Source organism: Sphingopyxis sp. KK2 (genome assembly GCF_001990265.1).
In the GTDB taxonomy this organism is placed as follows: Bacteria; Pseudomonadota; Alphaproteobacteria; order Sphingomonadales; family Sphingomonadaceae; genus Sphingopyxis.
The window spans coordinates 1-17,520 of sequence record NZ_LYVN01000082.1; the positions used below are offsets into that span (position 1 = coordinate 1).

A 17,520-nucleotide genomic window follows, 5' to 3' on the forward strand; every position below is an offset into this window, starting at 1 on the left:
TCGGTTCCCCCCACCGCCGCTTCGCGGCGCCTCCGCTGCGCTCCGGCGGCCCTGACAGCCACGCCGTCGCCCGTCCCGGAAAGATGGTTCCCGACTTGGGGAACGGTCGAATCCAGGAGGATGACATGGCTTACGCATCGCAGGTTCAAAGCGCGGATCGGTGTTTTTCGGCGCTCGTGGTGGGGCTCGGACGCGAGTTCGGACAGGAGGCCGCTGAGGGTCTGGCGCGCATTTTCGTCGCGGCGGAAGATGCTGAATTCCATTGGGACGCACGGACCCGTGAGCGGGTTCTCGGGGGCTATTGGAGCCTGGAAGAGGAAGATATCGAGCTCGAACGGGTTGCGGTCGAGGGATATTTCGACGGCCGCTTCTACGTCGCGGTGCTGCTTCTGGACGGAGCGCACGCGGTTCACGGAATGCTTGGGCTGCGCGCATTTGCGAGCGAGGATGAGGCCGACTGCGCCTTCGCATCGGTGCATTGAGCGCCGTGCAAGATATCAAGGGAGCGGTGCTTCGGCGCCGCTCCTTTTTGCGCGCTTGCCATCGGTAAGCGCAGGAAGAGGGGATCGGCATTTCGGTGAGGGCCTTGATGGCAAGATAAAGGGACAGTCTCGCGGTCGAGACTATCCATCTGTCTGCACATCCCTTTTTCCGGAGATAGGGCCTCAACGTGCGAGATTGGCGCGCTCCTTTTACGAGAATTCCGAGCTTTTCCGCGGCGCGCGGAATGGCGTCGTTGCATGAGCGGGGACGAGGAGGATTTCGAGCCGCGGCTTGGGCGCATGCGTGCGGCGCGCGGCAAGAAAGCGCGAAAATATCTCGGCCGGCTGCTCGCCGCGGGCCTTGCGGGGCGGCGGCTCTCGCCCGACCCCCGCCGCTTTGACGGGAGCCGGATCGGGCGGGGCTCGGCGAACGGACGTTTGCTGTCCTCACGCGGGGGCCGCGACTGGAATGCATCGCGCCGCGTCGTCGTGAAGACGCGGCTTGTCAGACTAGGGTCCAAAGGGGTCGCGGCAGCGCGTGCGCACCTCAAATATATCCAGCGCGACGGGGTCACGCGCGAGGGTGAGCCGGGTCAGCTCTACAATGCGCGGGAGGACCTCGCAGACGGGTCGGCCTTCCTCAATCGCGGCGCGGGTGACCGGCACCAGTTTCGCTTCATCGTCTCGGTCGAGGAGGGCGACCTTTATGATGATCTCAGGCCGTTCGTCCGGCGGCTGATGACGGCAATGGAAGACGATCTCGGAACGAAGCTCGAGTGGGTCGCCGTCGACCATTTCAATACTGGCCATCCCCACAGCCATATCATGCTGCGCGGCAAGGATGATCGCGGTGAAAATCTGGTCATCGCGCGCGACTATATCGCGCACGGAATCCGGGCCCGTGCGAGCGAGATCGCGACGCTCGATCTTGGCCCTAAGACCCGGCTCGAGATCGAGACGCGGCTGCGCCGCGATATGAGTGCCGAGCGCCTCACCGAAATCGACCGGCAGTTTCTACGCGCGGCCGAGCGCTTGCCGCTCGTCTCCGCGAAAGACAAGGATCCGGTCATTCAGACGCTGCAAGCTGGGCGGCTGCAGAAGCTTGGCGCGATGGGCCTCGCCGACGAGATCGCGCCCGGCCAATGGCGACTGGAGGACGGGATGCAGAAGACGCTCGAACGGATGGGCGAGCAGGGGGATATCATCCGGACGATGCAGCGCGAAATGACCGCACGATCGCGCGCGCTGGCGCCGGCGGAGAGGGTCATCCACGACACCGGTCTCGCAGCAGGCGAGAGCCTTGTAGGCAAGGTAGCGGCGCGGGGGCTCGCCGATGAATATAGCGATCGGCATTACCTGATCATCGACGGTGTCGACGGCCGCTCGCACTACGTCCCGATCGGCCGCGGGGAAGCGGTCGGGCCTATTCCAGCCAATGCAGTGGTTCGCCTGTCTCCGGCGACCGCGGGCGTACGCGAGGCAGATCGGACAATCGCCGCCGTGGCTCTAGCCAATGGCGGGCGCTACGACGTCGCGGCGCACCAGGCGCAGGATCCCTCGGCGAGCCGCGATTTCATCGAAAGCCATGTGCGCCGCCTCGAGGCGATGCGCCGTCTGGCCCGTGTCGTGGACCGCGCGAACGATGGCAGCTGGGCGATTGGGTCGGATCATCTGGCACGCGCCGAGCGCTACGAGCGGGATCAGATCAAGGATCGACCGGTGGCGGTCGAAATATTGTCTGCCGTTCCCGTTGAACGCCTCGCCCGCGCCGAGGCTGTCACCTGGCTGGATCGCGAAGCCAATTCCGACGATCGCGTGCCGCTGCGTGATCATGGCTTTGGCAGCGAGGTTCGCGCAGCCATAGCGATACGCCAGCGATGGCTGATCGACGCCGAACTTGCCGATGAAATCGGCGAGGCGGTAGTCTATCGCAAGGGCGCGCTTGCGCAGCTCCAGCGGCGCGAACTGCTGCGCCTGGCACAGCGGCTCTCGACCGAGCTCGGCAAGCGCTTCGAAGAAGTCGCCATCGGGGAACGGATCACTGGACGGCTTGTCCGACGCATAGACGGTGCGGGCGCCTCCTATGCTGTCATCGAGAAGGCGAAGCAGTTCACGCTCGTCCCGTGGAAGCCGGTGTTCGAGCGAAGTCTCGGAAAAGACGTGGCGGGCCAACTACGTGAAGGCGGGGTTAGCTGGACGTTCGGGCGTAGCCGGGGAGGTCCAACGATTGCGTGAAGTCGGCCTTGTTGCGCGCTGCGCATTGCACTCGAAGGGGAAGGATTTTGGCGGGACGAGAAGGGACGGCTGTTGGCCAAATCGACGCAACCCAGGTTAACTCGCTGCAACTGCTGCAAAGCGAAGCAGTTTCAGGAGCATGCTACCGCCAACCGACGACATTTCCCATCCGCTAGCGCAACGCTTCCAGGCCTTCATCCGCGCCGCGGACTTCCCATGCGTCGGGGCGAAGTCCGCGCTGGCGCGGCAGCAGATTCGTTTCGTCGTCGCCCGCGACATGCGCTCGGCCTGGGACGATCTGCGCATCTATCCCAATCTTCTCGATCTTGCCTGGAGCTATGCGCGGTCGCCGAGCCTCTTCCATTCGCTCGTGGTGATCTTCGAGAAGGATGGCGGGCTCGACGAGGAAGCGTTCGAGATATGCCTTTGGGACCGACTCGAATCGCTGAGCCGGAAGGACGACTGGGCGGGCCAGCCCCCCGATCCGCGCGTCAGTCACAGCCCCGAGGATCCGCATTTCTCGCTGAGCTTCGGCGGCGAGGCCTTTTTCGTCGTGGGCCTCCACCCCGGGGCAAGCCGGCCCGCTCGCCGTTTCGAACGCCCCGCGCTGGTGTTCAACCTTCACGACCAGTTCGAGAAGCTGCGCGAGACAGACGTCTACGAAACGATGCGCGGCAAAATCATCGCGCGCGACGTCGCCCTTGCCGGCAGCGCGAACCCGATGCTCGCGCGTCACGGCGATATGTCAGAGGCGCGCCAATATTCGGGGCGGGCGGTCGGGCCCGACTGGCGTTGTCCCTTCGCTGGGCGCAGCCCGGCGCGCTGAGCCTTCGGCGCAGCCTAACTTGCGGGGCGGCGCGCGATGAGGTCGAAGCGGTCGCCGTTGCCGAGCGCATGAAGCGTCGCGCCGTGTAGCGACAATATGTCGCCAGGTCGGGCATCCGCCGCATTGCTATGGCTTGCCCGCGAGGCGTCGACGATGGTGACGCCGCCGCTTCCGATCACCCGCGCGCTTCCCGCCTCGATCCGGAGCGCGGTGTCTTCGTCGATTCCGATCCCGAGACAATCGGGACGACGCCCGACCGCGCCGAGCAGCCGCCCGATGCGCCCGCGCTCGGCGAAATGCTGGTCGATGATGCTATCCCGGATCAGTCCGAGCCCCGACGCCAGTTCGATGTCGCCGAGGCGCGGCGTCTCTTCGCCGCCGCCGCCTACGAGCATCGTCTCGCCTTGCGCCGACGCACCCGCCGACGTTCCCGCAACAAGCCCCCCGCGTTCGTGGAGCGCGCGAACGGCCGCTTCGACCGGCGTATCCTTGATAAGGGTCATGAGGCGCGACTGGTCGCCGCCAGTGAAGAAGATGCCGTCGGCCTGGTCGATCATCCTTTCGCGCGCCGGGTCATGGGCTTGATCCCGGTCGTCCAGATAGAGCTCGACGAGGCGGCCGACACCGAGCGGGGCAAAGCCCTCGCAATAGGCCTCGAAATATCCGTCGCGCTTTGCGCTCGCGATCGTGGCGATCACGAGCGTGCCTTCGCCGAGCTCGGCGGCGATCGCGCCGAGTATCTCGCGGCCGCCATCTTTGTCTTCATGGCCGCCGATCACGAACAGGGGGCCGGCGCTATCTGCCATTATTTTCCTTCCAGACGAGGCCGGACACCGGCTCCATGCCCTCGCCGACATAGGCAGCGGCAAAATGCGGGCTGTTGTGCGCGATGCCGACCCTGCCTTCGCGGTCGAGGAGGATGACGCCCGCCTCGGCTGCGAGACGCGTCATGGGATCGAAGATCGCCCCGGCCGCCGCGCTGGCGGCCGCCGTTTCGAGCGCGCGCATCACGCGCGCGGCGAGCAGCGTCCGCGCGATCGCCTCGCCGTCGCCCGACAGCGACACCGCGCCGATGCCGTCCTCGGCATAGAAGCCGCAACCGGGAAGCGGTGCGTCGCCCACGCGGCCGGCGAGCGTGCCCGCGAGCCCACCGGTCGACGTCGCCGCGGCGACATGGCCCTTGCGGTCGCGGGCAACGCAGCCGACGGTATCATGATCGCGTCCGCCAGGCATCGACGGGCGCAGGCCCTCTCGCGCTTCCGGGATTCCGCGTGATTTCGCGAACGCCTCGGCGCCGGCGCCGACAAGGAGGACAGGCGGCTCACGCAGCATGGCATGTGCGGCTTCGACGGGATTGTAGAGGAAGCGTACGCATGCGACGGCGCCCACATCGAGCGTGGCACCGTCCATGATGCCGGCGTCCATCTCGACCAAGCCGTCGGCATTCGCCACCGATCCCCGGCCGGCGTTGAACAGGGGATCGTCCTCGAGCAGGCACACCGCGACCTTGACCGCGTCGAGCGCGGAGCCGCCGCGCGCCAATATCATCGCGCCGGCGTCCGCCGCCGCTGCGCATCCTTCGCGGCGCGGCGCCTGCAGATCGGCAGGAATATCGCATGCGCCGCCATGGACGGCGATCGCCCAGCGCCCCTCAGCCATGTGCCGCTTGCCGCAATCGGGCGTCCAGCGGACCGGGGCCCGCCGCCCAGGCTTCGACGAGCCTCCATATTCCGTCGACGTCGGTCGGGGTGAGCACGACGATGTCGCCGGGGCGCGCGGCGGCGAGGCACGCCGAGGCGGCATCAAATTCGCCGTCGTGGAGGCCGATCGCGTCCGCGTCGAGCCCCGCCTCGAGGGCGCCCTTGCGCATCAGGGCATTGGCTTCGCCGGGCGGGCGGCCGCGCAGGTCGACATTCTCGCGCAGCATCAGGACGTCGAACATCCGGCCCGAGAGGGCGCCGATATCGACGAGATCGCAGTCGCGCCGGTCGCCCGGAATGCCGATCATGCCGATCACCCGGGCAGCGCTGTCGCCGCGCATCGACTGGAGCAGGTCGGCGAGTGCGGTGAGCGCGGCGCGGTTGTGGGCATAATCGACGACGATCCGCACCCCATGCGCCTCGGTAAGGCTGAGCCGCCCCGGCGAATCCTCGAAGCTTGGCCGAAAGGAGGCAAGGCCGGCGGCGATCGCGCCCGGAGCAATTCCGTAAGCGGCCGCCATCGCGGCCGCAGCCGCGGCATTCTCGACATTGAAGAGGGCGGCGCCGTTCAGCGTCGCGGGGATCGCCGCAATCGAGATGATCGACAGGGTCTCGCCGCCGCGGTGGAGCATCAGCGTTCCGCCCTCGCAGCTTACCGCCAGCCCGCCGCTCGCCCGATGCGCTTCGATCGGTGCCAGTGCGTCTTCTGCCGCGCCGCCGGTGAACCAGACGATGCGGCCGCGGGCGCGGCGCGCCATGCGAACGGTGAGCGGGTCGGCGGCGTTGAGCACGCAGGCGCCGCTCTTCTTGACGTTGCGCGCGACGATCGCCTTCACGCGCGCGAGATCGGCGAGCGTGTCGATGTCTTTGAGGCCAAGATGATCGGGCGTGACGTTCAGGACCGCGCCGACGTCGCAGGCGTCGAAGGCGAGGCCTTCGCGCAGCATTCCGCCGCGCGCGGTCTCGAGCACCGCCGCCTCGACCCGGGGGTGGTGAAGCAGCATGCGCGCGCTCTTGGGGCCGCTGGCGTCGCCCGCGGCGCTGCGGGTCTCCCCGACATAGACGCCCGAGGTGCAGGTAAAGCCGGTGGTGAGGCCGTGCCGTTCGAGAATCCTCGCGAGCATGCGCACCGTAGTCGTCTTGCCGTTCGTCCCGGTGACGGCGAATACGGGTATCCGGCTCTTGCGGCCCTTCGGAAAGAGCGAGGCGATGATCGGCCGCGCGACGTCGCGCGCCGTTCCTTCCGACGGCGCAAGATGCATGCGAAGCCCGGGGGCGGCGTTGACTTCGACGATGCCGCCTCCCGTCGTACGAACGCTTCTGGCGATGTCGGGGACGATCATGTCGATGCCGGCGACGTCGAGGCCGAGCGCGGCGGCGGCGTCGATCGCGATCGCTGCATTTTCGGGATGGATGGTATCGGTCCGATCGATCGCGCTCCCGCCGGTCGAGAGGTTGGCGGCGCCGCGCAGCATGACGGTCTCGCCCACGGCGGGCACGCTCGCGAGCGTGTGGTTCGCCTCGGCGAGAAAGGCTTCGAGCGCGGCGTCGACGCGGATCCGGGTGAGAACCCCTTCATGGCCGACGCCGCGGCGTGGATCGTTGTTCACCGCCTCGATCAGTGCCGCGATGCTGGTCCGGCCGTCGCCGGTGACATGCGCGGCGACGCGCTCGGCGACCGCGACCACGTCCTTGCCGACGACGAGAATGCGGTGATCGGCGCCGCTGAGCTGGCGCTCGACGATGACGCGCGGTGCGACGGCCTGCGCGCGCGCGAAGGCATCGCGAAGCCCGGCGCCGTCGGCGACGCCCGTGGTCACGCCGCGGCCCTGATTGCCGTCGAGCGGCTTGACGACGACCGGCCATCCGAGCTTCGCGGCGGCGCGTTCGGCTTCGGATATGGTTCGGACGAGTTCTCCCGATGGCACCGGGATGCCGATGCTCGCGAGCATCTCCTTCGCTGCCTGCTTGTTGGCGGCGAGTTCGGCGCCGATCAGCGAGGTCGCGCCGGTCACGCTGGCGCGGATACGGCGCTGGCGATGGCCCGTTCCGAGCTGGATGAGGCTTGCCTTGTCGAGCCGGAAGACCGGAATATGCCGCCGCCGCGCTTCGGCGACGAGCGCCGCGGTGCTGGGGCCAAGCCCGTTCTTGCGGACGAGCGTTCGAAGCGCGCTCAGCCGCGTAGCCATGTCGGTCGGAGAGCCGTCCAGCGCAGGGGCGATGCGGTCGAGGCCCGCGGCCCCGCGCAGCGCGGGCGGAAGCAGCGCGTCCACCAGTTCGATCGCGGCGCGCCCGGCGGCCAGGCCGCTCGGCGCATCGGCATAGCAATAGAGAATGTCATAGTGGCCCGGCTTGCCGCGCACCCGGCGCGTCTTGCCCCTGGTAACCCCTGCGCCGGCCCTCGTCTGCAGCTCGATCGCCACATGCTCGATAATATGGCCGAGCCAGGTGCCTTCGGCGAGCCGGCGGAGGAAGCCGCCCGCCTCGCCATAGCTGCAACCATGGTCGGCAAGGCCCGGGAGCAGCGATTGCAAAGCGTCGGCGAAGCCGGGCAAGCGATCGCTGGGATAGCGGTCGAGCATCCCGAGATCGACGCGGATCCGGATCATCGGACGCCGGCCGTAGAGGTTGGGCCCCGCATAGACCGAGCGTTCGAGCACCCGCAGCGAAGCGGAGGTCAAGGCCCGGGCCTTTGACGGCAGAGCGACAACGCGTCCCGGACGGTGGGCGCGGACCCGGCGGCGGCTCGGAAGAGGGTGGGGCCGGAAAGGGAGAGGCCGGAAGGGGAGAGGGGGGCGCGGAGCATGCTTGTCCTTGGCTGGATCCTGCTGCTGCCAACGCGAGCGGCTGACGCCCGGTTGCCGGGGTTAACATGGATCATGGCGATTGTCGCGGGCGCGGCGGCAACCGCGCGCGGAGGGGCGCGTTGGGCTTTCAGGCGACACGCTTCTCCTGCCAGACCGGGCGCGCCCTTCGGGGTCGGCCTTTCCCTGATCGACCAGTTCGCGGGGATGAAGGCGAGGTCGATGCGCGCGCCTGTTCTTCATTCGGGGGGACCGGACAGAAGGCACGACGATGAAATTCGACAGCGAGACCAGCTTCCTTACCGCATTCGACAATGAAGAAAGCCGCCATGGCGATGCCGTCGCGGGGATCGCCGCACGTGCGCGGCGCCTCGCGCTCATCGGCTGCTTTCGCCCGCGCCAGTGCGGGATCGCGACCTTCACCGCCGACATCTACGATCATCTCAAAGCCGCGCGTCCCGACATGGCGATCGACGTCTATGCGATGGCGGTGCGGGCGGGCGATGCCAGCGATGCGGCCGCCATCGCCGGCATCGGGGAAGGCGACGCCGACGACTATCGCGCCGCCGCCGAGGCGATCAATGCGAGCGGCGCCGACGCGGTCTGGCTCCAGCATGAATTCGGCATCTTCGGGGGCCCCGCGGGCGACATGGTCCTGGGGCTCGTCGACCGGGTGGCGGCACCGCTGATCGTCACCTTCCACACCATCCTCGCCGAGCCCGGCGCCGACCAGCGGCGCGTGATGGAGCATCTCGTCGGAAAGGCGGCGAAGCTCGTCGTGATGAGCGCGTTCGGCCGCGAGACGCTGATCCGCGTCTACGGCGCCAAGGCGAAGCGCATCGAGCTCATCGAGCATGGCACGCCCGACCGGGCCTTTGCCGAACGTTCGCCGCTGCGCGAGCGGCTGGGGCTTGGCGAGCGTCCGGTCGTCTCGACCTTCGGGCTCTTGGGGCCGGGCAAGGGGCTCGAAGCCGCGATCCGCGCGCTGCCGGCGATCGCCGCGCAATATCCGGACATCCTCTATCGCATCGTCGGCGCGACCCATCCCAATCTCGTCGCCGCCGAGGGCGAGGCCTATCGGCAGAGCCTCGCCGACCTCGCCGAGGAACTCGGCGTCGCGGACAATATCGCCTGGGAGAACCGGTTCCTCGACTTGCCCGAGCTTCTCGAACAGATCGAGCTCTGCGACATCTACCTCGCGCCATATCCCAATCTCGCGCAGATCACTTCGGGTACACTGGCCTATGCCGTGGCGCTCGGCCGCGCGGTCGTCTCGACGCCTTTCGTTCACGCGCGCGAGCTGCTCGCCGAGGATGTCGGCATCCTGCTTGCCGGCACCGACAGCGAGGCGATCGCCGAGGCGGTGCTGCTGCTGCTCGCGCATCCCGGCGAACGGCGCGCGTTGCAGGAGCGCGCCTATGCGCGCGGCCGGCTGACCGCCTGGCCGGCGATCGCGGCGCGCTTCGCATCGCTCATTGAAGAGGTGGCGGCGGCGCCTGCGCGGCGCGAACCGCGGCGGATGTTTCCCTCCTTCGCCGCGATCCGCGCGCTGTCGGACGATGTCGGTATCTTGCAGCATGGAACGGGGCTCATCCCCGACCGCAACCACGGCTATTGCATCGACGACAATGCGCGCGCGCTTATGCTCGTCAATGCAAGCCCCTCGCTCGGCGAGGAGGAATATGGCCTCCTCTTCGCGCGCTACGCCGCTTTCCTCCATCATGGCTGGAATCCTGATCGCGGCCGCTTCCGCAACTTCATGGGCTATGACCGGCGCTGGCTCGAGGAGGAAGGCTCCGAGGACAGCAACGGCCGCACGCTCTGGGCGCTCGGCCATGGCGCGGCGCACGCACGCTCGCAGGAGCTCAGGAGCTGGTGCGCGGAATTGTTCACGCGTACCGCGCCGCTCGCCGCTGACCTCAAGAGCCCACGGGCGATCGCCTTCGCGCTGCTCGGAGCCGACGAACTTCTGGCGCGCGAGCCCGATCATGCCGGCGCGAGCGCCATCGTCGAGCGCGGCGGCGCATTTCTGCATGCGCTCTGGAAGAGCGCGCGGCGGAGCGGCTGGGAGTGGTTCGAACCCATGCTTGCTTATGACAATGCCCGGCTCGCCGAGGCGCTTTTGCGCGCAGGCCGCAGGCTCGGCTCGGTCCCGCTCGAGGAAGCCGGCATCGCGGCGCTCGACTGGCTCTGCGACGTCCAGACGAGCAGCGAGGGGCATTTCCGCCCGATGGGCTGCGAGGGCTTCGGCGCCGAGGGCGAGCTTTTTCCGTTCGATCAGCAGCCGCTCGAAGCATGGGCGACGGTCGATGCCGCCGCCACCGCTTACCGGCTCACGGGCAAGCTGCGCTGGCATGACCGCGCCGAGCGGGCCTATGGCTGGTTCCTCGGCGCGAACGACCGCGGGGCGGTGATCGCGAGCTCGGCGACGGGGCGCTGCTGCGACGGGCTGACCCGTCACGGGGTGAATTCGAATGTGGGAGCCGAGTCCGCGCTGGCTTTTCACCTTGCGCACCGCGCGATGGCCGATACATTCTGGACGCGAGGGACAGCGAAGGACACCAGCGCCACCGATGTTGATCTGCAATCCCAACCACACGCCGCTCTACATTCTTCATGAGAAGCTCGCTGCCGACCCCGCGCGGGTCGTGCTGCGGCCTTTCCACCTTGCCTGGCAGTCCAATGTCTCGGAGCCCTCGCGCGCGGCGCAGCTCGCAAGCGATATATTGGCGATGGACGAGGAGGAGGCCGAGGCGCAGCTCGGGCTTGTGTGGAAGGATTTTTCCGAGCGGCACTGGCAGATCGGGCGGATCTTCGACGAACGCTTCGCCGAGGTGTCCGAGGATCTCGCGCTCGACCCTCCGGGCGTCTCTCCGGTCAAACGGCGGCTGATCGGCGCCTATTTCTGTCACGAATATAGCTATGCCGCGGCTGCGCTCATGAACCCGAGCGTCGTCCCGCATCCCGATCAGAGCGGGCTCGCGCCCGACCAGCAGCGCTTCATCATGTCGATGCGCGCGGTCGGCGAGGGCCATATCAGCTCGGTCGCCTTTCGCGAGGGGATCATCGGCGAGGGCGGCGATTTCACGCTTTGGCCGCAGTCGGGCCCGGCGATGGCGGCGGTCGCCGACGACCGCCACCGGCTCGGCGAAGACGGACGGGTGAATGTCCATCGGCAGCCCGACAGTGCGATATCGAACAGCGTTCTTTTCCCGATGACCGAGGCGCAGCGCGGCGGCATCGAGGATCTGCGCCTCGTGCCCTTCGTGCACGATGACGGCCGCACCGAATATATCGGAACCTATACCGCTTACTCGGGGCAGGCGATCCGTTCCGAACTTCTGCGTACGACCGATTTCTCGGGCTTTTCGCTCGAACCGCTTTCGGGCCGCGCCGCCCGCCACAAGGGAATGGCGCTGTTTCCGCGCAAGGTCGGCGGCCGCTATCTCATGATCGCGCGGCAGGACGGGAAAAATATCACGATCATCGCCTCGGACAGTCTCACCGATTGGGACGATGAGGGCCAGATCCTCATGCGGCCGGCCTTCGCCTGGGAACTTGTCCAGATGGGCAATTGCGGCAGTCCGATCGAATGCGACGAGGGCTGGATTCTTCTGACCCACGGCGTCGGCGCGATGCGCAAATACAGCCTCGGCGCGGCTTTGCTCGACCGCGACGATCCAACGAAGCTTATCGCGCGCACCGAGTGCCCGATCCTCTCGGCTGCCGAGAGCGACCGTGAGGGCTATGTGCCCAACGTCGTCTACACGTGCGGCGCGATGCGCGCCGGCGGCGACCTGTTCATCCCTTATGGCATCTCGGACAGTGCGATCGGTTTTGCGACGACGCCGATCGAGCGTCTGCTGGCGAGCATGAGCTAGAGAGCGAAGCGGTTTATTGCGGAGGCGCGGGACGCTCGATCTTCCGCCGGGCATCGACCGATGCGATCAGTACAGCGCAACAGAGGCAGCCATCCTCGTCGGTCACTTCGACCCGGAGCGTATCGATATCGTTGATGAGATCTGGATTGTCGCCGAGCAGGTGGCCCGCATAGCGCGCCGCCTCAACCCGTGCCGCGGCCGTATCGGGAAGTTCGACGCCTTCATCGTCGAGCTCGCGGCGGCCGCTGCTGCTGTGGAAGTAATAACGGGGCATCCAACTTCTCCCACCTTCGGCAACTCACAAGTCTGCCTGGGGTTTCGTTCCGGCCCTCGCACCTTCGTCACTGCACCACGACACATGGCGATCCGGCGAGCCTCATGCTCGCCTATGGCGCTCCGGCGTCTTCAAATCCAGTCTTGTCATAACCTAAATCAAGTCCTCGTGGCGCCGGCCGAGCGGTTTCGCGCAAACGTGCGGGCGTGCGCCCCGACGGGCGGGACCGGTGGAGGCAATATGAAGCCGTGCGCCGTAGGAAGATCAGCCAACGTCATGGATGATCGAGCCGCGTCTCGACGCGGATCAGGGAGACCGCCGTGCGGCGCGGCTGGACGAGCATATAATGTGCGGCGACGGCTATATCCTCGGCGCGCAGCATCTGATGCTTGGCGATCAGTTCCTTCTGCTTTTCGGGCGGGAATTCGGGATATTGGAAGTCGGCGCCGGTGAAGCCGGGCTCGATCAGGCCGACCTTGATATCCAGCTCGGCCAGTTCCTTGCGGAAGGACTGGACGAAACCCTGGATGCCGGTCTTTGCGGCCACATAGATCGATCCGCCGGGTCCTCGCGAGACCGCGCTCATCGAGCCGATCATGATGATGTCGCTCCCTGCGGACATGCGGCGCGCGGCCTCCTGCGCGCAGATCAAATAGGCGACGAAATCGGTCTCGAGCTGATAGCGGGCCTCGCTCTCGCCGGCATCGGCCAGCGCCTCGGCGGGAATAGCAGCATTGATCACCGCGATATCGATCTCGCCGAGATAATCGGTGGCGGCCTCGAAGAAGCGGTCGACATCTTCCTGGACGGAGAGATCGACGTTGATGCCATCGCCTTCGCCGACTTCGCTGATGCGTTGCAGCGCATCGTCGAGATGCTCGGGCGTACGCCCGCAGATGAAGACTTTGACGCCATAGCTTGCGAGGAGGACGGCAATCGCGCGGCCGATACCCGTCGTGCCGCCCGTCACGATCGCGCGGCGTCCCTTGATGTCGGGCGCCTCGGTATGGGCGTCGGCTTCGTCGATCATGGTTCGTCCTCCGACATTTCGGACACAGACAGCTCGTTTGGAGCTGGACCGGATGCCCCGACGATCCAGTAGGGAAAGTCTTCGTCGGCCTTCAGCAGACTGCAGAGCGGCTCGCCATCGACGAACAGCCGCGCATTGCGGCCCGCTGCTTCGCCAGCAGCAACATCGAGCGCGGCGGCAGGGCCCGCCGCTTCGAAAAGGAGACGCTTCTCGAGGCCGAGCGCATCGTCGCCATAATGCAGCATGATCGTCGGCTTGCGCGCGGCCGCATGCCCGTCCGGCCCAGAGTTTCCGGACGGAGTGGCAAGGGGGGTGGGGATGATATTCTCCATTGCCGCGGCTCAATAAGCCGGCGGATCGCTGCTCGGAAAAGACTCATCGGCGGCCTGGTCGACGCGGTCCCAGTCGCGGCGCACCGTATCGCGCATGCCGCGCGGTCCAGCCGAGCGTGTCTGGTCGAAATTCTCGGCGTGCGTCTCGCCATCGGCGAATGCCGCCGAATGACCGTCGTCCTTGGCGGCGGCTTCCGGGGTCTGCTTGCGCGTGAACCATAAGAGCGCACCGAGGACGCCGACGCCGAGCAGCTTTCCGAAACCCGAGGAGCGGCGATCCGCCGTCATAGTCCGTGCCATAAGCTCAATCCTTTTGGTCGAAGAAACGAGGAGTATGAGAAGGCAACGGGGCGGCGAGTGCAAAGTTGCCCGACGTAGCGGCGGCTTAACAAATGTTGGGCGCTTTATGACGCAGCGGAGCAACTCGGATCGGTCACGGGGCGGGGGCATTGCCGTTATGGTTGCCGGAAAAGCTGTGGTGCACATGGTTGCGAGCAATGAACAGACCGGTCGACGGGCAACAGGGCCGCTTGCCGTGCCGTGTCAGGGTTCGAAATGCGCTTTGGGAATATGCGTGATCCGGCAGGCGAGATCGGCTTCGCCCGACGCGACGATATAATGGTCGCCGCCATCGGCAATGCCGGTCGTGAAGACGACGTCGCGGATATAGAGCTTGTCCTCGAGCGGCCGCGTCAGCTCGGGATTGGCCTCGAGGAGCGGCCGGTGATCGGTGCGAAGCACGACGGACGGGTCGTTGGCGTCGAGCAGCGACCAGTAGGTGCGGTAGATGCCGACGATCTCCTTCGGCTCGACGCCATGCCAGAGCGTCAGCCAGCCCGCCTCGGTGTGGATGGGCGGCGTTCCGCCGCCGATACGGGCGGTCGCGACCGTCTGGGCATGCGGGCGGATACCGGGCGCTTCATGGGGCTTCCAGTGGAGCGCATCGGGGGAGGTGGCGAGGTTGATCGACGGGCCAGCACGCCATTCGGACCCGGGCGGATAGGCGAAATAGAGATCGCCGAGCGGGCGCGTCTGGGCCCAGTAGCGGCCGTCGATGAGACCCTCGAAAATCAGCATGTCCTTGTTCTGATGATCGAGGACGATGCCCTCGAATGTCCAGTCGAGGCCGTTTAGCGAACTGTAGAGCGTTGTCGAATGACGCTCGGGACTGACCGAACAGGTCGTCATGAGCCAGCGCTTGCCGATCTTGCTGATGCGGGCATCCTCGACGCCGTAGCATTGGAAGTCCGCGCCCGGATCGACGACCTTGTCATAATGGACAGCGACGACCTCGAGCCCGTCGGGAGTGAGTTCGACAGGAAGCAACCAAGAAAGCGACGTCAGCGCCATGACGCGCCAGCTGCCGCCGCGCACCATGAACTTTCTCGGATCGGCCGTATCGCAAAGATCGAGCGGCCAGGCGTCGAGCCTGTAGCGGCCAGCTTCCCACCGGATCGAATGGACATGGCCGTTTTCGACGGGATCGCGCAGCGCCTCGGCCACCCGGACCATCATCAGCAGATTGCCATTGGGGAGGCGGAGCAGCCCGGGGTTGAATGCACCGAGCACATAGGTGTTGCGGCCGAGCTGCCCCGCGAGCGGCGAGCGCGACAGATCGACGTCGTCGGGGCCGAAGACGAGGCGGTCGATTGCAAAGCCCGTGGCGGCTTCCTGTTCCGGCATAAGGGTTACCGTTGGGCCTTCGGACCCGATTTTGCCGCGGGCGCGTCGCTGCCGGACTTTGTCTTCGCCGGCCGCTTGTCCGGGCCCGGCTTGGCGTCGAGATCGACCTCGGCCTCGCGCTCCCAGTGACGCATCGCGGCGCAGGCGTCGAGGAAGGAGGTTACGTCGCCGACCTTCGCAAGCGGGATGCATGCCTCGTCGAGTTTGTCGGCGATACCGGCCGCCGCGAAGAGGGGCGCTGCATCGGCGGTGTGGCCGATGAACTTGCAGTGGGCGAAGGCGTCGCTGACGAAATCCTTGGCCGCGGCGTCGCCGGCCAAAAGCGCCGCGCCCTCGTCGCTTGGCAGAAGCGCGACCGCATCGAAGAGCACCGACGGTCCGCCATCGATCTTGTGCCGACCCGCGACGCTCGTTCCGTCTGACAGAGTGACACCGCCGATCTTCGGCGCGACGAGCTCCCAGACCGAGCCTGCAGCATCGACCGCCTTGGTCAGCGCCTTGAACAGCTTCGCGTCGCACCCATCGGTCGCAAGGATTCCGAGCTTGCGGCCGGCGAAGCTGGCCGGCCCGTTCAGGACGATGCTGAGCGGCCGGGAAGGGGGAAGATCGGCGAGGGGATTTTTCGCGGGCTTGGCGGGGGCCGGGAGCGGCAGGCCGAGTCCATCCGCGACATTTGCCGCGAGGCCGCGGTCGATGTTGATCAGATGCGATACGGTCCGCGATCGGATGTCGGGGCGCTCGACCTTGGAGAGTTCGAATACCAGAGCGTCGCCGATATGCTTCTGCTCGACCGGCGTCTGGCTGATGTAGAATTGCCGGGCCTGGCTATAATGATCGGCGAAGCTTTCGGGGCGGATGCGGCGCTTGGCGCCCTCGGCGTCCTCGGGGAAGCTTTGGAAGCCGCGGGCGGGATCCTCGCGCGGACCGCCGTCGGTCGGCCCCCAGCTGTTCGGCTCGTAATTGGCGCGGCCGACGGGGTTGCGCATCGCCATATGACCGTCCTGCTGGAAATGCGCCATCGGGCATTTCGGCGCATTGATCGGGATATGGGTGAAATTGGGGCCGCCGAGCCTTTTGATCTGCGTATCGAGATAGGAGAAATTGCGGCCCTGGAGCAGCGGATCGTTCGAGAAATCGATGCCGGGGACGATATTCTGGGTGCAGAAGGCGACCTGCTCGGTCTCGGCGAAGAAATTGTCGACGACGCGGTCGAGGACGAGGCGGCCGATGATACGAACCGGGACCTGCTCTTCGGGAATGAGCTTGGTCGCATCGAGAACGTCGAACTCGAATTTGTCGGCGAAGGCGTCGTCGAAGAGCTGGACGCCAAGCTCCCATTCGGGAAAGTCGCCGGCATTGATCGCATCCCAGAGATCGCGGCGATGGAAATCGGGGTCGGCGCCGTTGATCTTGACCGCCTCGTTCCACACCACCGACTGGAGGCCCTGCTTGGGCTTCCAGTGGAATTTGACGAAGGTCGACTTGCCCTTGGCGTCGATGAGCCGGAAGGTGTGGACGCCGAAGCCTTCCATCGTGCGGAACGAGCGGGGGATCGCGCGGTCCGACATCGTCCACATGATCATGTGGAAGCTCTCGGGCATGAGGCTGATAAAGTCCCAGAAATTGTCGTGCGCCGAGGCGGCCTGCGGGAAGGCGCGGTCGGGCTCGGGCTTCACCGAATGGACGAGATCGGGAAATTTCATCGCGTCCTGGATGAAGAAGACGGGGATATTGTTGCCGACGAGATCCCAATTGCCCTCCCTAGTGTAGAGCTTGACCGCGAAGCCGCGCACGTCGCGCGCGAGGTCGAACGATCCTTTCGAGCCCGCCACGGTCGAGAAGCGGACGAAGGCGGGGGTGCGCTCGCCGACGCGCTGGAAGATATCGGCACGGCTGACATCGGCAAGGCTGTCGGTCAGCTCGAAATAGCCGTGCGCGCCATAGCCGCGCGCATGGACGACGCGCTCGGGAATGCGCTCATGATCGAAATGGAAGATCTTCTCGCGGAAGTGGAAATCCTCGAGCAGCGTCGGACCGCGCCCGCCCTGCTTGAGGCTGTTCTGGTCGTCGGCGACGGGGACGCCGTGCTGCGTGGTAAGCGGCGCATGGCCGCCGCCTGCCTGATGCGTCTCTCCGCCATCGCCGCGATCCTCGGCGAAGCTTTCTGCGATCGGCGCATCGGCCGGGAAGAGCGGCGCCTTTCGCGGCGACTCCCCGCCCATGTCATTGCCCGCGATCGCGGCGGCGCCTTGGCCGCGGCGGGGTTTTGGCTT

At 66.6% G+C, this 17,520-nt stretch carries 14 protein-coding genes; 5 read left to right on the top strand and 9 right to left on the bottom strand.

What is annotated here, in order from left to right; translation table 11 throughout:
- The 3 genes from B1A78_RS13925 to gntA form a co-directional block, all read left to right on the top strand.
- Nucleotides 1-482 (top strand): hypothetical protein (locus B1A78_RS13925; RefSeq protein WP_218667983.1); only part of this gene is annotated, 482 nt, incomplete at its 5' end.
- A 258-nt stretch (nucleotides 483-740) separates the two neighbouring features.
- Nucleotides 741-2,717 (top strand): relaxase/mobilization nuclease RlxS, encoded by a 1,977-nt coding sequence (gene rlxS / locus B1A78_RS13930; RefSeq protein WP_077147538.1) that lies wholly within the window; start codon nucleotides 741-743, stop codon nucleotides 2,715-2,717.
- A gap of 139 nt (nucleotides 2,718-2,856) precedes the next feature.
- Nucleotides 2,857-3,543, top strand: coding sequence for a guanitoxin biosynthesis heme-dependent pre-guanitoxin N-hydroxylase GntA (gene gntA / locus B1A78_RS13935; protein WP_077147539.1), 687 nt, complete (start codon nucleotides 2,857-2,859; stop codon nucleotides 3,541-3,543).
- Nucleotides 3,544-3,557: 14 nt separating this feature from the next.
- On the opposite strand, the gene B1A78_RS13940 is transcribed toward gntA, so the two are convergent.
- From B1A78_RS13940 to cphA, 3 genes are read right to left on the bottom strand one after another with little or no spacing between them, the layout of a single operon-like run.
- Nucleotides 3,558-4,349: a cyanophycinase gene (locus B1A78_RS13940; RefSeq protein WP_077147540.1), complete on the bottom strand. Its 792-nt coding sequence runs from the start codon at nucleotides 4,347-4,349 to the stop codon at nucleotides 3,558-3,560.
- On the bottom strand, nucleotides 4,339-5,202 hold the full coding sequence (locus B1A78_RS13945; RefSeq protein WP_077147541.1) for an isoaspartyl peptidase/L-asparaginase family protein: 864 nt from the start codon (nucleotides 5,200-5,202) through the stop codon (nucleotides 4,339-4,341). Before B1A78_RS13945 ends, B1A78_RS13940 begins: the two co-directional genes overlap by 11 nt.
- Nucleotides 5,195-7,924: a cyanophycin synthetase gene (gene cphA, locus B1A78_RS13950; protein WP_256838358.1), complete on the bottom strand. Its 2,730-nt coding sequence runs from the start codon at nucleotides 7,922-7,924 to the stop codon at nucleotides 5,195-5,197. The genes B1A78_RS13945 and cphA overlap by 8 nt, the downstream gene beginning before the upstream one ends.
- 394 nt (nucleotides 7,925-8,318) lie before the next feature.
- On the opposite strand from cphA, the gene B1A78_RS13955 reads away from it, so the two are divergent.
- Nucleotides 8,319-10,667 carry a glycosyltransferase family 4 protein gene (locus tag B1A78_RS13955; protein WP_083734176.1) on the top strand — a complete coding sequence of 783 codons (2,349 nt, stop codon included), beginning with the start codon at nucleotides 8,319-8,321 and terminating at the stop codon, nucleotides 10,665-10,667.
- Nucleotides 10,621-11,928 carry a glycoside hydrolase family 130 protein gene (locus B1A78_RS13960; RefSeq protein WP_077147543.1) on the top strand — a complete coding sequence of 436 codons (1,308 nt, stop codon included), beginning with the start codon at nucleotides 10,621-10,623 and terminating at the stop codon, nucleotides 11,926-11,928. The genes B1A78_RS13955 and B1A78_RS13960 overlap by 47 nt, the downstream gene beginning before the upstream one ends.
- 13 nt (nucleotides 11,929-11,941) lie before the next feature.
- On the opposite strand, the gene B1A78_RS13965 is transcribed toward B1A78_RS13960, so the two are convergent.
- The 6 genes from B1A78_RS13965 to B1A78_RS13990 all read right to left on the bottom strand — a co-directional run bounded on the left by B1A78_RS13965 (nucleotide 11,942) and on the right by B1A78_RS13990 (nucleotide 17,469).
- Complete coding sequence (locus B1A78_RS13965) at nucleotides 11,942-12,202, bottom strand: hypothetical protein (RefSeq protein ID WP_077147544.1); 261 nt, start codon at nucleotides 12,200-12,202, stop codon at nucleotides 11,942-11,944.
- Nucleotides 12,203-12,476: 274 nt separating this feature from the next.
- Nucleotides 12,477-13,232: an SDR family oxidoreductase gene (locus B1A78_RS13970; protein ID WP_077147545.1), complete on the bottom strand. Its 756-nt coding sequence runs from the start codon at nucleotides 13,230-13,232 to the stop codon at nucleotides 12,477-12,479.
- Entirely contained in the window at nucleotides 13,229-13,564 is a 336-nt protein-coding gene (locus B1A78_RS13975; RefSeq protein WP_144037832.1) for a hypothetical protein, read from the bottom strand. The genes B1A78_RS13970 and B1A78_RS13975 overlap by 4 nt, the downstream gene beginning before the upstream one ends.
- 9 nt (nucleotides 13,565-13,573) lie before the next feature.
- Nucleotides 13,574-13,864, bottom strand: coding sequence for a hypothetical protein (locus B1A78_RS13980; protein WP_144037833.1), 291 nt, complete (start codon nucleotides 13,862-13,864; stop codon nucleotides 13,574-13,576).
- Nucleotides 13,865-14,107: 243 nt separating this feature from the next.
- Complete coding sequence (locus B1A78_RS13985) at nucleotides 14,108-15,247, bottom strand: glycosidase (RefSeq protein WP_077147548.1); 1,140 nt, start codon at nucleotides 15,245-15,247, stop codon at nucleotides 14,108-14,110.
- 5 nt (nucleotides 15,248-15,252) lie between these two features.
- Nucleotides 15,253-17,469: a catalase gene (locus tag B1A78_RS13990; RefSeq protein ID WP_083734178.1), complete on the bottom strand. Its 2,217-nt coding sequence runs from the start codon at nucleotides 17,467-17,469 to the stop codon at nucleotides 15,253-15,255.
- Nucleotides 17,470-17,520 lie beyond the last annotated feature (51 nt).

Bases quoted from the DNA above. Each gene is read 5' to 3' on its own strand.
- rlxS (WP_077147538.1), top strand. From the start codon at position 741: ATGAGCGGGGACGAGGAGGATTTCGAGCCGCGGCTTGGGCGCATGCGT.
- gntA (WP_077147539.1), top strand. From the start codon at position 2,857: ATGCTACCGCCAACCGACGACATTTCCCATCCGCTAGCGCAACGCTTC.
- B1A78_RS13940 (WP_077147540.1), bottom strand. From the start codon at position 4,349: ATGGCAGATAGCGCCGGCCCCCTGTTCGTGATCGGCGGCCATGAAGAC.
- B1A78_RS13945 (WP_077147541.1), bottom strand. From the start codon at position 5,202: ATGGCTGAGGGGCGCTGGGCGATCGCCGTCCATGGCGGCGCATGCGAT.
- B1A78_RS13955 (WP_083734176.1), top strand. From the start codon at position 8,319: ATGAAATTCGACAGCGAGACCAGCTTCCTTACCGCATTCGACAATGAA.
- B1A78_RS13960 (WP_077147543.1), top strand. From the start codon at position 10,621: ATGTTGATCTGCAATCCCAACCACACGCCGCTCTACATTCTTCATGAG.
- B1A78_RS13965 (WP_077147544.1), bottom strand. From the start codon at position 12,202: ATGCCCCGTTATTACTTCCACAGCAGCAGCGGCCGCCGCGAGCTCGAC.
- B1A78_RS13970 (WP_077147545.1), bottom strand. From the start codon at position 13,232: ATGATCGACGAAGCCGACGCCCATACCGAGGCGCCCGACATCAAGGGA.
- B1A78_RS13975 (WP_144037832.1), bottom strand. From the start codon at position 13,564: ATGGAGAATATCATCCCCACCCCCCTTGCCACTCCGTCCGGAAACTCT.
- B1A78_RS13980 (WP_144037833.1), bottom strand. From the start codon at position 13,864: ATGGCACGGACTATGACGGCGGATCGCCGCTCCTCGGGTTTCGGAAAG.
- B1A78_RS13985 (WP_077147548.1), bottom strand. From the start codon at position 15,247: ATGCCGGAACAGGAAGCCGCCACGGGCTTTGCAATCGACCGCCTCGTC.
- B1A78_RS13990 (WP_083734178.1), bottom strand. From the start codon at position 17,469: ATGGGCGGGGAGTCGCCGCGAAAGGCGCCGCTCTTCCCGGCCGATGCG.